10 protein-coding genes are annotated in these 13,886 nt (G+C 32.8%); 1 reads left to right on the top strand and 9 read right to left on the bottom strand.

The features are described from left to right. Positions 1–3 precede the first annotated feature (3 nt). From Q2T46_RS12430 to Q2T46_RS12415, 4 genes are all read right to left on the bottom strand, one after another. Positions 4–3,342 (bottom strand): exodeoxyribonuclease V subunit beta, encoded by a 3,339-nt coding sequence (locus Q2T46_RS12430; protein WP_311062254.1) that lies wholly within the window; start codon positions 3,340–3,342, stop codon positions 4–6. Further along, positions 3,254–6,415, bottom strand: a complete 3,162-nt coding sequence (locus tag Q2T46_RS12425) for a PD-(D/E)XK nuclease family protein (RefSeq protein WP_303265224.1) — start codon at positions 6,413–6,415, stop codon at positions 3,254–3,256. The genes Q2T46_RS12430 and Q2T46_RS12425 overlap by 89 nt, the downstream gene beginning before the upstream one ends. 100 nt (positions 6,416–6,515) lie before the next feature. Continuing rightward, positions 6,516–8,075, bottom strand: a complete 1,560-nt coding sequence (gene cimA, locus Q2T46_RS12420; RefSeq protein ID WP_303265225.1) for a citramalate synthase — start codon at positions 8,073–8,075, stop codon at positions 6,516–6,518. A gap of 160 nt (positions 8,076–8,235) precedes the next feature. Next, positions 8,236–9,252 carry an alpha-hydroxy-acid oxidizing protein gene (locus Q2T46_RS12415; RefSeq protein WP_303265226.1) on the bottom strand — a complete coding sequence of 339 codons (1,017 nt, stop codon included), beginning with the start codon at positions 9,250–9,252 and terminating at the stop codon, positions 8,236–8,238. Between the two features lie 163 nt (positions 9,253–9,415). Between Q2T46_RS12415 and Q2T46_RS12410 the strand changes: the two genes are divergently transcribed. Next, positions 9,416–10,033: a nitroreductase family protein gene (locus Q2T46_RS12410; RefSeq protein ID WP_094396812.1), complete on the top strand. Its 618-nt coding sequence runs from the start codon at positions 9,416–9,418 to the stop codon at positions 10,031–10,033. Between the two features lie 30 nt (positions 10,034–10,063). Here the strand turns inward: Q2T46_RS12410 and yfcE are convergent, their stop codons facing one another. The 5 genes from yfcE to galU all read right to left on the bottom strand — a co-directional run bounded on the left by yfcE (position 10,064) and on the right by galU (position 13,831). Then, on the bottom strand, positions 10,064–10,615 hold the full coding sequence (gene yfcE / locus Q2T46_RS12405; RefSeq protein WP_303265227.1) for a phosphodiesterase: 552 nt from the start codon (positions 10,613–10,615) through the stop codon (positions 10,064–10,066). 55 nt (positions 10,616–10,670) lie between these two features. Continuing rightward, on the bottom strand, positions 10,671–11,168 hold the full coding sequence (gene queF / locus Q2T46_RS12400; RefSeq protein WP_303265228.1) for a preQ(1) synthase: 498 nt from the start codon (positions 11,166–11,168) through the stop codon (positions 10,671–10,673). Positions 11,169–11,187: 19 nt separating this feature from the next. Continuing rightward, positions 11,188–11,676, bottom strand: a complete 489-nt coding sequence (locus Q2T46_RS12395) for a QueT transporter family protein (protein ID WP_303265229.1) — start codon at positions 11,674–11,676, stop codon at positions 11,188–11,190. 246 nt (positions 11,677–11,922) lie between these two features. After that, positions 11,923–12,900 (bottom strand): YveK family protein, encoded by a 978-nt coding sequence (locus Q2T46_RS12390; protein WP_303265766.1) that lies wholly within the window; start codon positions 12,898–12,900, stop codon positions 11,923–11,925. Positions 12,901–12,910: 10 nt separating this feature from the next. After that, the gene (gene galU, locus Q2T46_RS12385; protein WP_303265230.1) at positions 12,911–13,831 is read right to left on the bottom strand and encodes a UTP--glucose-1-phosphate uridylyltransferase GalU; all 921 of its coding nucleotides are present in this window, start codon (positions 13,829–13,831) and stop codon (positions 12,911–12,913) included. Positions 13,832–13,886 lie beyond the last annotated feature (55 nt).

The raw sequence follows: 13,886 nt of genomic DNA, 5'->3' as shown, positions 1-13,886 counted from the left end.
ATACTATTTGCAAATTTTATTGTACTTACATAAACTACAGTACATATTTTTCGTTCCGCTGTAATCCGTAAAATTCTTGATTCCCAGTAAATATGGTGCATCATTAATAATTTTTTTCATAGTATCAGATACATAAAAGCCAGAAATATCTACTTCAATATATTTGCCCACATCCAAAAGGTACAAAAAAGCTCCTTTTAAGCTTGGAGTGTAACCGCTTATTGATTTTAACTTGTTTAATGCATATGAATAAGCATGTATCTGCGGCTTATAATGGTTTACTATTTCTTCTATTTCATCATCATTTTTTATCTTATTCGTTTTATAGTCAAATATATATGCTTCGATTTCTCCATCATTCTCATATATTTCAATTCTATCGATTACGCCATTTAAATTCAAATTTTCATCTAACGGAACTCTAAATCGATACTCATTTAAACTTTTCAATAATTTACCCTTTAACACTTTTCTATGTTCCTTTATGATTTTAAAATAATTGTCAATATACTTCTTGATGCCATTATCCACATCGATACCATCAATACCATTCTTTAGGTTAGATGCATTACTATCAAGTATACTGATATTTTCAAGTATTCTATGAACAATCGTCCCTCGTTCTAAAGCATCTATATCTAAAGCATCTATATCTAAAGCATCATACTCGTAAAAATCATCATTTTCCAATTGTTTTTCAATATATTCATCATTTAATGTTGCTATATATTTATAATAGTACAACTTAGGACAGTTTAAATAATCAATATACGTCGTTATACTTATGTTTCCCTGTGGTTTTAACGGTATTCCATCAATTAGATTATCATTTTTAAGTTTGCCTATTTCCGACTTGTCATTTGATTTACATATTTTAATATTCCTGTCATACATTAATAAATCATTTCCATTAATCACTGCAATGTCAATATCATCAATGTCCATCGCATACAGCAGCTGTTTCATAAATGAGTTCAACCCTGTTTCATTCTGTAACTCACTTGTTTTATTTTTTTCTTGACCAATAAAAGCGAGAAACCTTTTTGCTCTTGTAGACGCAACATAGAAAAGCCTTCTGCTCTCTTGATTTTCTCTTTCTAAATATTCATCATATGCATATTTATACCTACTATTTGCCTCTTTATCAAGTTCACCTTCTTCGTTAACACCTATGCCATATATGTACCCGTCTTCACTTAGCATAAATAAATGATTGCGCCTTATAGAAACACCATCCGTAGCTTTTTCCATATCTGGGATAATTACAGCTTCAAATTCAAGCCCTTTTGATGCATGTATTGTTAAGATTTTGACTGCATCACTTTCTTCTGTGTCCAAAAATGCTTCAGAATCCAATCCTGAAAACTCTTTAAATGAGCTTAAATATTCTACCAAATCTCTTGCATTGAATATATCTTTATCAGTAAAATCTTTTATTATTTTCTCCAGCTTTTCTATGTTCCTATATTTTTGATACCCATTTGGCAATGATATTAAAAGTTTTTTATAGTCAACTAAGTCTAAAATCTTTTCAAATATCTCGTATGCTCCATAAATTCCATTTAAATTAGATATCTCCTTTAATATGTTGTAAGCCCTTACTATGATCCATTCATTGCTTCTATTGACACAAGTAAGCTTTTCTAATGCCTCTAATATGTTGCTTAAGCCCTCATCATTATATATACTCATAAGATTGTATACATCATCATCGCTAAAACCGAAAATAGGCGACCTTAAAACTGTAAGCAGTGCAATTTTATCTGACATGTCAAATACAAGCTTGTAAAGGTAAATTATATCGATAATCTCGCTTTTATCCCAAAAACCAATTCCACCTATTACACAGTATGGTATGCCATACTTTAGCAATGCATTTTCTACACTGTCAAGTCCAGTTCTACTCCTTAAGAGAATTGCTATGTCTTTGTACTTATAGCCTTCATCCAAAAGCTTCAAAATTCTTGACGCAATTATACTTCCTTGAAAGTCTCTCTTTGATTCTGATTTTTTAATATCTTTCATTAGAGATTCGTGTAACTCTTCACTTTTACCATCATCTTTCAAAAGCTTCTTGATACTTTGAAATCTTTCATTTCTTGGATCTGCTATATTTTGCTTGTTGTACGTTATAAGTTCAACTTTCGGCCCTTCTTCCGTATCATCTAGATATCTCAATTCTTCGTATGGTTCAAGCAGATTCTTAAATACAGAGTTTACCGTACAGATGATGTTTTTTGTGCTTCTATAACAATTGCTTAAGTTTAACACATCACCTTCTTTTTTTATCTTCTCGCAAAACTCTTCAAATATCCTGTAGTCTGTACCTCTAAATCCGTATATTGACTGCTTGTAGTCTCCAACAATAAACAGCCTTCCATCTGGAATTACTCCATTTTTTTCTGCAAGCTTCAAAATAATCCTCTTTTGAATTTGATTTATATCCTGAAATTCATCAACAAGTATATATTTATACCTTTCAAAATAGCTATCTCTTATGCTATCATCAGAAAGCAGCTTCAAAGCGGCAACTTCCAAGTCATTAAAATCAAGCAAATTTCTCTCCTTCTTAAATCTATCATACTCCTCGTCAATCTTTCTTATAATTCTTACTGTCAGCAATTCCATAGCTTTTGTTGATTCATCATATTCTTCTCCTTCGTATAATTTTACATCGTCAATTCTCAGTCCAGTTTCTTTTATGTGGTTCATCAAACTAATAAGTTCAGCTTCAAATTTTCCATTCACAACAATTTTCGAAGGATATTTTTTAAACATAATTTTTAATAAGTCCTTGTTTACAGGATCATTTAACGCCTCATCGACTATCCATCTTACTATATTATGAACTGCGGTATTAGACTCCGCTTCATCTATAATCGTAAACAGCGGGTCAACTCCTGCATCTGCAAAATTATCCCTTATGATCTTTTCGCAGAACCCGTGGATTGTATCTATATTTGCAAATGATAGTGAATTTCTAAACTCCGTCCACTTCTCTTTTTCCGAATCAACTTTACACATAACTTCAATTTCTTTTCTAATCCTGTCTTTCATTTCTGACGCTGCTTTGCGAGTAAAAGTTATCGCTACAATATTATCAATTTTAATTCCGGGAATATCATTGAGAAGTTTTATATATCTTTTCGTTAAAACTCTCGTCTTACCTGAGCCCGCACCAGCTTTTAATGCTATATTTTTACTTATATCAAGTGCTTTTAATTGTTCTTCGCTTAAATCGTCTGTCGGTAATTTATACAACGCTATTCTCGCCTCTTTCCATTGCATACTTGTCATACCTGCATATTGACTTATATGCACAATTAAACGATGAATTTTCAAAAGGACATTCATCTGGCAAGTTAAAAATACCAGTCTTAATTTTATCTATATTTTCTATTCCCTTTTTCTCAATCCAGTCTATGATTACATTGAAATTATTTTCCCCAACTACATCTCTCGGTCCAGAATTTCCTTTAAAAAGATCTTTCTTGTACAAAGCTAATACTATTCCATTTCTTTTAACCTTTTCTATGCTATAGTACAAAAGCCCCAAACATTTTGGATATTCTATGTTAAATTCCTCTTTGAGAATATTTTCAACTGCCATATAGTATGTAGGCAATTGAAAATCCAATCCTTCAATGCACTGCCTTATTCCATCTATGCCACCTGATTTATAGTCATAAATCACATACTTACCTGTAAATTTTCCATCTATATTTCGCTCTAAATCAATTCTATCTATCTTGCCATGAAAAATATTTCCACCGTAGTGATCCTTCATTTCAAATTTCTTTTCAAATATTGATGGTATAAGCTCCGCACCCGTCTTATTGTAATAATATAATCTGTTTGATATATCATCTTTGACTAGCTGAAAAACAACGTTATAGAACTCCTGCTTTATCTTATCAAAGATAATATCATTTTCGATGCCAGTTATTTTCTCAAAAGATTCATCAATTATTTCTCCAAGCCTATCTTCATTGACATCATAAAGATCCAAATTATCCTTGTAGTATTTCATCAATACCTCATGGTAAAGTGAACCAATGCTTTTCTTTGACTCGATGAATTCATCTGACACGTGCAAATTCAACAATGTTTCAATAAAAAACTTAAATGGGCACACAACATAGCTGTTTAAACTAGAAGCACTTAAATGAATATCGCTAAGTTCTTTTAAATTAGTATCTTTCGATATAATGCCCATGTGATTGTCAACTTCGCAATTTATCCTTCTTTTCTTTTCGATTGACGCAGAAAAATTTATGTAGGAATAAGATTTCGTTAAATATAAGTCATTCTCCAAGATATTGGAATATATTGTGTTAGCATCGTCTTGCCTTTTATTCCATTTAGAATCAATCATATACAATAATGCTTCATCTTTACTTGCTGCATCGCATTCAAAAGCAAATCTGTCCTTCATGTATACGATAGGAGCAATTAACCTCTCCTTTGATTTTTCATCAAAAAGATTTTGTAAATCATCTATAAACGGCGACTTTATCATATTGCATCCATCTTCATCAGTAGTGCGATATGAAACATACACTTCTTTCATTGCCGAAGCTATGCATGCATTGAAACGTACCTTTTCTCGTTCGAACTCCCATTTGCGGCTTAACATGTATATTCCATGCTTTTCTAAATGCTCTTCATCTGAAAAGTCGAATATGGGATTAATTGATTTCGTGCTTGGAAGTACACCTTCATTTACACCTAGGATAAATACGACATCGTACATCTGGCCTCTGGCTAAATCAGGGCTTATTATCCTGACTCCCTCAAAATCTAAATTTCTGATGCTTACATCAAAATTTGACAACATATCCAATATATCATTTTGAAAATTCTCTATGTCATCGATTGACGGTTCTCCATACTGCTTTTTTATTTCCAATTCCTTATTTAAAATCTGCTTAATTGTTTCCAATGCCTTTACATTGCTTATAAAATCGCTGCTTCTAATTATTCCTAAATCAAACAATGCTTTTATATTAAAATCAATTTCTAATAAATCGATGACTTTCAACACGCTTTCAACAAATTCTTTTGTGTCCTTATATGGCACTTCTCTAAAATTTATAAATACATCTACATACCTCTTCAAGAATTCAAATGTGGCATTTAAACTTTTATCATCTTTCATAGCGGTCACAAATTCATCTTCAAAATTATCTTTATCTCTATCAATTCCACTTAATAGATTAATAATTTCACGGCTTCTCTTGCTTATTTCATAAGGAACTAAAAACTTTGACGTCATTATATTAACAAAACTTTCATAATCGTGGTTTAATTTATATGAAATTAAATTATAAATATCATTTGTTATAGGCATAGTAGACAGTTTTATTCCTCTATTTATTTTAACAGGTATATTCATTTCATCAAATATATCTATAATTTGCGTCCTGTAATTATCTATATTTTTTATAAATACGGCAATTCTATCGGGATTTATTTTATCAAAGACTATCTTTCTCTTTATGAGCCTTGCGGTTTCTCTTACTTCATGCTCAATTGAGGGACTGTTCATTATCTTTATTGATAAGTCTTCTCCATTTAAAACCGTTTCACCGGAATAAATGTATGTTGCGACTTTTTTTACATCGTGATTAACCTCTATCATCTCATAAATATCATTATTTACATTAAACCCTAATTCGCAGAGATCTTTTATAATGCCATTCCTTATAAAGCTTTCGTTGAATTCATTTTTAAACGGAATGTTTATATAAATATCATATCTATTGCTCTTAGCCATTTCACCTATCAATTTCATATTTACATAGTCTATATTTATAAATCCATCTACAACAATAAGCCCAACGTTATTAAAGTAATTGGTGTTTTGAAACAATTCAACAGCTTTAATTGATATATCATCTACATCTATCAATTTCCTCTTAATCTTATATTCTTCATAGAATTCATAAAAATAAGCTAAGTTCTTTAACTTATCCTTAAGCGTAGGTCTATCAATAGAATCTGCAATACTTTTAAGCTCATTAGGATTTATCATTTTCCTTTTAATCACTTTTATGAAGCTTAAAACAGACTTTACAAATCCAGCCTTACCTTTAACTTTCTCATAATATGCATTGTCACAAGTCTTATGCAAAATGTTTCTTAAAATCTCCCGTATTTCATAAGATGAGATTAAAGCATAATCTTTTATAAAGTCGCCGCATATCTGCTTTTCCAAGTCTTCAAATCCAAATATATCCGTATCAGTTATGCCACCATTGTATGTAATAAATTTATCTCTTACATCAAACATAGCCTCACGGGAAGGTAGCACATACACAACCCTTTTTCCTCTTTTGATTACATCTATTGACTTCAAAATAAGTATATCCCGGGTCTTACTGTAAAACGGTGCATAAAATATCTCCTTCAACATATCAGCCCCTAACAAATCAGATTACATGTCTATTTTAATACAACGTTTATCAACTTCTCAAGTAAAAACTCCACCTAAAAAACTTAGGTAGAGTCTTATGTTATATTTTATTTAGTTTGTACTCTATTGAATCCACAAGCGCTATCCAACTGGCATCGATTATATCTGTAGATACGCCAATTGTGCTCCACACTTCATTTCCATCTGATGATTCTATTATTACTCTTACTTTTGCTGCTGTAGCTGAGTTGGAGTCTAATACCCTTACTTTATAGTCAGTAAGCTTCATCTCTTTTACTTCAGGATAAAATCTCTCCAACGCTTTTCTAACTGCGTTGTCAAGGGCATTTACAGGTCCATCACCTTCTGCGGCAGTAATTTCCTCCTGTCCATCCACTTCTATTTTTATAAGAGCTGATGAATTTACATCATCAACAGACGGTTCATTTACAATGACTTTAAATTCTATAAGTTTAAATGATGGTTTGTACATACCAAGCACTTTCTGTATCAGAAGCTTCAAAGACCCCTCAGCACCTTCGTATTTATATCCTTTAAATTCCATTTCTTTAAGCTTCTCTAGTATTTGTTTTGTTTTTTCAGATTCGCGGTTTATAGTAGGATCAACTTCATTTATTATCCCTATTATAGCACTTCTGCCAGCAACTTCTGATAGTAAAAGTACTCTTTCATTGCCTACCATTTCAGGATCGATTATCTCATACGATCTAGTATTTTTACATACAGCATCGGAATGCATACCTGCTTTGTGGGCAAATGCGCTTCTACCAACGTATGGAGCCCTTTCATCCGGTGCGGCATTTGCTATTTCGCTGACTCTTCTGGAAAGTATCGTTATTTCTTTCATTTTTTCATCCTCAACACACTTTATCCCTTTTTTAAAATGCAAGTTTGGTATTATTGTACAGAGATTTGCATTTCCGCATCTTTCACCATATCCGTTTATTGTACCTTGAATTTGTGTTGCACCTGCTTCAACTGCCATTATAGCATTTGCAACAGCCATGCCATTGTCATTATGTGTGTGTATACCAATTTCACAATTAAATTTCTCAACTACCTTTTTCGTTATATTAAAAATGTCCAGCGGAAACATCCCGCCTTTTGTATCACACAAGCAAATGCTATCCGCACCTGCATCGTATGCAACTTCAAGGGTTTTCAATGCATATTCTGGATTCTCTAAAAAGCCATCAAAAAAATGTTCGGCATCGAACACAACTTCTTTTCCATGATTTTTTAAATATTTTATCGTATCAAATATCATATTGAGATTTTCATCAAGCGTCGTCCTTAATATTTCACTTACATGAAAATCCCACGACTTGCCGAATACTGCAACATGATCTGTTCCGGCATGTAAAAGCGAATTTACATTGTTGTCAATTTCAACAGGTATGTTAGCCCTTCTAGTACTGCCAAATGCGATTACTTTTGCATTTTTTAACTTTTTACTCTTTATAATTTCAAAAAACTCCATGTCCTTTGGATTTGAACCGGGATTTCCAGCTTCGATATAGTCTATTCCAAACTCGTCTAAAAGCTCCACTATCTTTATCTTGTCTGCCACTGTAAATGAAATCCCTTGTGATTGCGCACCATCTCTTAATGTTGAATCATAAATAACAACATTTTTCACTTCAATGTCCCCCTTTGAACATATTCAACATATTTATATATATAAAGATATTTTATCAAATTGAATCATCAAAGTGAATAACAATCGGAAAATTTATTTTATAAGAATTGAAACTTTTTACACAAAAAAGCGGCTATTATGCCGCCAATTTCCACTATATTCAACTAGCTTTGTAAACCTCAGGTACATTTCTCAAATCTTTGCATCCTGTGAGAATCATCGCTTGGTACAATTCATCGGAAACTTTGTTAAGGTAAAACTCAATTGCTTCTCTTCCGCCACCATGTGCAGCAATCATGATTGGTCTGCCTATTAAGACGGCTTTTGCCCCTAATGATAACATCTTTAGGACATCAATTCCAGTCCTTACACCGCCATCTACCAGTATTTCGATTTTGCCACCAACAGCTTTTGCTATATCTGGAAGTACATCAGCAGTACCTTCCGTAAAATCCAGCACACGTCCTCCGTGGTTTGATACAACTATCGCTTTAGCACCTGCTTCTACTGCAATCTCTGCTTCTTCAGGCGTCATGATTCCTTTTAATATCAAAGGAAGTTCGATATTCTTAACTATTTCCTCTATATCCTTTCTTGATTTTGGTCCTACAAATTGCCCGCTTCTTACCATCATGATAAGCCCTGCACCATCTACATCAACACCAAATGCTATTGAACCTGCCTCTTTTGCAATCTTTGCCTTTTCAATTATTTCATCAACTGTCCTTGGTTTAGAAAATGGTATTCCTAGGGCACCTGTTGTTTTTATGGCATCAATGCCTGCAGGATACATGTCTTTATCATTTGCATCTCCTGACATAAATATCGTTCCTACATTCTTGCAGGCCTCAGCCACCATCATATCGTAATCCCTCTCTGACAAGTATCCACCTGCATTACCTTTAAGACCTGTCATAGGAGCTGCGAAAATAGGCATTTTAACTTTATATCCTAAAAAAGACGTGCTTATGTCAGGTTTTAAAACGTCATGAAGTGTTTTTAATTTTACTTTCCATCTGTCGAGAGCTTTAATATTCTCGATAAAGCTACTTCCTGTGCCTGTACCACCCATACCGGGAACTTCGCCAGCACATGCGACACCATCGCACCTTTTGCATCCTCTGCAGTAACCCTTCATGTTTTGCCTTGCTTTTTCCCTTATCTCATTCCAATCCATTTAAAAGACCTCCAAAATAAATGTTTGTCCACCTCTATTATACAACTTTTTTGAAATTAATCTAAATTCACCTAGTATGTCTATCGAATTTCTTTGTTTTAAAATGTACTTATGTTATAATTTAAATGTAAACTCTGTAATCACAAAATTAGGAGGAAAATATATGAAAGATTTGAAAGAAATATTTGAAGAAAGGCGTTCTGTCAACTTTTTTGACAAAAATAAGGATCTTGATGAGGAAACATTGAAAAAAATAATCGACTTAGCAGTGCTAACACCATCAGCATTTAACCTTCAACCGTGGGAAATAATCGCTGTGAAGTCAAAAGAAGCAAAGGAGAAGCTTTATGATGTCGCTTTAAAGCAGCCGAAAATTCTCGATGCACCTGTCACTCTAATTATGGTAGGAGATAAAAACGGTTATAAAGAAGATAATCCTGCGTGGTGGTATATGAAAGATGTAGGAATGCCTGATGACAAAATACAAGGAAGCATCGATTTTGCAAAAAATGTTCTGTACAATACAGATTTAAAAGCAAATAATTTTGCAGTAAGAAATACATCATTTCTATGCATGTCGATAATGTACGCTGCAAAATACTACGGCGTTGATTCACATGCAATGATCGGTTTTGAAGAAGATAAATTAAAGGAAGCTTTTGGTATACCAGAAGATAAAGTTGTGGTGCTACTGATTTCTCTCGGATACTTTGATGAAAGCAAGACATTGTATCCAAGATTAAAGCGCAACGGGTACGAAAAAATCGTAAAAGTCGTATAGTAATTGATAAAACCACCCAAAATGGTGGTTTTATTTTTTAATCTCAAATAATTTGTCACCTGTTTCTAAATCTATGATGTAGACATCATTATCTTCAATTATACCTATCGTGTTTAATTTATCGTCTCTTTTGCTTAAAGATGTTGAACCTGGATTTATAATTATACAATTATCTAATTTCCTCAATACAGGTACATGAGTATGTCCAGTTATAAAATAATCTAATTTATATCTGGAAATTAAATCTTGTATTCCGCTTTCAGTAATCTGATCTCCATGCTGAACTAAAAACCTTTTGTTTTCTACTACTGCAAATACATATGACGATTGAATAGGAATATTTAATACCATTTGATCTACAGATGCATCACAGTTGCCTCTGGATATTAAAATAGGTATGCTACAATCATTTAAAGCTCCAATAAGTTTTTTAGGATTATATCCTGACGGAATTTCATTCCTAGGTCCATGATATAGTACATCACCTGCATGCATTATTAAATCAGCATCTCTTAAATAATTAAACGCTCTTTCCCATGATGCATAATCACCGTGGGTATCGCTAATAACTCCGATTTTCATCTGCAGCTCATCCCTTTCGAATGTCTACTAATACTTTAATTATATCATAAAAAAATTACCTATTATCCACCTTTTCCGGATACATGTCATGATAAAAAAGCCTCTTCTCCGCTACGTCAGCCCACTTTGTACCTAGTCTTCCGTAATTGCAGTACGGATCAATAGATATTCCACCTCTAGGCGTAAACTTTCCCCAAACTTCAATATATTTTGGATCTAAAAGCTTAATCAAATCCTTCATTATTATGTTGACACAATCCTCGTGAAAATCGCCATGATTTCTAAAGCTAAATAAATATAGCTTTAAAGATTTGCTTTCAACCATTAATTTATCAGGTACATATGAAATATATATAGTTGCAAAATCCGGCTGCCCCGTTTTAGGGCAAAGGCTTGTAAATTCCGGACAATTAAACTTAACGAAATAATCATTTTCTTGATGCTTATTTGGAAATGTCTCAAGCAGAGACGGATCGTAATCGAAAATATACTTAGTATCTTTTTTACCTAGCAGCGACAATTCATCCAACTCTTTTTTATCTCTCTCAAACATAGTAATCCACACTCCATCTTCAAATTCTATTTCTTAGCTGTTTTACTAAGATGACGCCAACTATTCCTGGAATAATCTGCCCTACTGTCAAACTTATAGCTAACAAATAATATGGTACTCTAAGCAAAAACGAAAGCCAAATCGGTACGATTAAACCAGGAAATAATATTATGGGAATTGAAATAAGCCAGTCATTTAAATTATTTTTCTTGATCATATAAACCGCATACGATGTCAAAATACCTACAAAAAAACCTCCAATCATATCAGGAAGGCCTAAACTGCCCATCAAAATATTGCTTAGCATGTTGCTTAAACCCATTGGAAGTATTAAAAATGGGAAAATAGCTGTCAGTGCATAAATTGACGTTGCTATTCTTATCTGATATTGTCCAAATGCAAAATTCTGTGTTAAGTACATTACAACTAGGTACATCGCCATTACTACACCAGAAATGGATAACTTTTGTGTTACTGTATACTGTTTTTTCAAAAATCCGCTTTTCATTGTTTACCTCCTTAAATTTTTTGCGTTCTCACATCCTTCCATAAACAAAATAAACTATAAAAGCAGAAATTACAAAAAAAAGAGCACAACCTGTGCTCATATATGCAAATACTACTTTCCGAATTCCATAGTTTTGTTTATAGACAGGATGGTTTCGAACTGTCTTATTTAATTACTATCTATTTTAACATCATTATTTTATTTATACAAGATGTCTTGCCAAATCGGCGTCACAGCATAAATTCTTCATCTTAACTGATAATCAACATTATCAGTTTTTAGATCTTTAGCACTTTTCGCGTTAGGACTTGTATTTTTCCAATACTCCATAAAAAAGACGATAAATACACTTAACATTAGACCCAGTATAAAAGCAATAGCTATATTTAATAGTTTTTTTGGTGATACAGGCTTATCTGGAACGATAGCTTTTGATGTTATTAGTATGCCTTGTTCTCCTAAATTTGATGCTTTTACAAGTTGAAGCATATTGTATTTCTCCATCATTATATCTCTTGTATTCTTCAATAAATTTAGTTTCGTTTGATTTTGTTCATATTTTATTTTGTCTGCTGGGTCTGTCCCATTCAATTCATTTGTCGCTGACTCTATCTTTGTGTTCTGCAAATTTATGAGATTTTCTATTGTACTTATAAGCTTATCTGTCTGTCTATTATTTCTTGAAATTATATAAGATTTAAAATTTGATGCTATGGTTTCAGCAATCTTAGCAGCTAGTTTAGGATCATTCTCTTTTACCGTTATTGTTATTAAATTTGTATTGTCTATGGCCTGTACATCAATTTCATTTTTGAAGTTATCAAGTGTATATTTTTTTGGATCTAACTTTAATTGTTTTATTGTATCCAATAATACTTGAGGATTTGTCACTTCTTCTTTATATGTATTTACAGTCATGTCTTGATACTTCAATATAGATGACAATAAGTACGACAGATCTTTATCGGCTGTGTCGCTCTGTATCATAGACCCATCACTGGTATTTTGATTAGGTAAAATTACAGTTGTATTAGAACCAAAAAATCCTGTCTGTGGCGTAACATCTGAAACGCTTAATGTCGTTGATGCTTCATACGTTGGTTTAATTACAAAAAAACTCAATATACCTGCTATTAATACAGATATAATGGTAATTGACGCAATCAGCTTTCGACCTTTCCATATGATTTCCAATAACTCTCTTAATGATATTTCTTCTTCCATCATGTTCCTCCTATTTTCGTTTGTTATTTTCACTGCATGCTGCGACTTCTACATCATTTTTATCGGCAGCTTTTACTATTTCATTTAGATATTTAAGCAATTCATTTTTTAGATCTTCTCTTTTTAACGCATATTCAATAGTTGCTTTTAAAAACCCCATTCTATCGCCCACATCATACCTCTTGCCTTCAAAATTATATGCATATATTGCTTCATAGTTTAATAGCACTTTAAGTGCATCAGTAAGCTGTATTTCTCCACCTGCTCCAGGCCTTAAGTCTTTCAGTATATCAAATATCTTTGGTGATATTATATACCTTCCAAGTATGGCCATGTTTGACGGTGCTTCTTCTTTTTTTGGCTTCTCTACTAGGTTGTTTACTCTATACAGCCTATCATCAATCATGTTGGCATCTACTATGCCATATTTGTCTACTTCACTCTTTGGTACTTCTTGTACGCCTATTATAGAGCAGTTGTATCTTTCGTACTGTTCTATCATCTGCTTCAATACAGGTACTTCTGCATCAACTATATCATCTCCTAAAAGAACTGCAAATGGCTCATCTCCTACAAATGTATGTGCACAATAAATGGCATGACCAAGTCCTTTTGGCTCTTTTTGCCTCATATAATGTATATCCACCATATTTGTTATATCTTCAACAAGATTTAAAAGATTTTCTTTGCCTTTTTTCTTAAGCTCCAATTCTAATTCTACAGATTTGTCGAAATGGTCCTCTATCGCTCTTTTGTTTCTTCCTGTTATTATGAGTATATCTTCTATGCCAGAGTTTACAGCTTCTTCTACTATATATTGTATAGTGGGCTTATCAACTATTGGTAGCATTTCTTTTGGCTGTGCTTTTGTTGCAGGCAAAAACCTAGTTCCAAGTCCTGCCGCTGGAATTATTGCTTTTCTTATTTTCATATGTATTCCTCCATTATTTTAAAGTAAAATATGGCTTTTTGCAATACCACCTAAG

Origin of the sequence: Thermoanaerobacterium sp. CMT5567-10 (assembly GCF_030534315.2) — a bacterium.
In the GTDB taxonomy this organism is placed as follows: Bacteria; Bacillota; Thermoanaerobacteria; order Thermoanaerobacterales; family Thermoanaerobacteraceae; genus Thermoanaerobacterium.
The sequence above is the reverse complement of the archived record's forward strand: the minus strand, read 5'-3'. Positions and strand labels throughout refer to the sequence as shown.

What these genes read in the sequence shown, in the direction of transcription:
- Q2T46_RS12410 (WP_094396812.1), top strand. Translation starts at nt 9,416, where the DNA reads ATGAAAGATTTGAAAGAAATATTTGAAGAAAGGCGTTCTGTCAACTTT.
- Q2T46_RS12425 (WP_303265224.1), bottom strand. Translation starts at nt 6,415, where the DNA reads ATGTTGAAGGAGATATTTTATGCACCGTTTTACAGTAAGACCCGGGAT.
- yfcE (WP_303265227.1), bottom strand. Translation starts at nt 10,615, where the DNA reads ATGAAAATCGGAGTTATTAGCGATACCCACGGTGATTATGCATCATGG.
- Q2T46_RS12390 (WP_303265766.1), bottom strand. Translation starts at nt 12,900, where the DNA reads ATGGAAGAAGAAATATCATTAAGAGAGTTATTGGAAATCATATGGAAA.
- galU (WP_303265230.1), bottom strand. Translation starts at nt 13,831, where the DNA reads ATGAAAATAAGAAAAGCAATAATTCCAGCGGCAGGACTTGGAACTAGG.
- Q2T46_RS12395 (WP_303265229.1), bottom strand. Translation starts at nt 11,676, where the DNA reads ATGAAAAGCGGATTTTTGAAAAAACAGTATACAGTAACACAAAAGTTA.
- queF (WP_303265228.1), bottom strand. Translation starts at nt 11,168, where the DNA reads ATGTTTGAGAGAGATAAAAAAGAGTTGGATGAATTGTCGCTGCTAGGT.
- Q2T46_RS12415 (WP_303265226.1), bottom strand. Translation starts at nt 9,252, where the DNA reads ATGGATTGGAATGAGATAAGGGAAAAAGCAAGGCAAAACATGAAGGGT.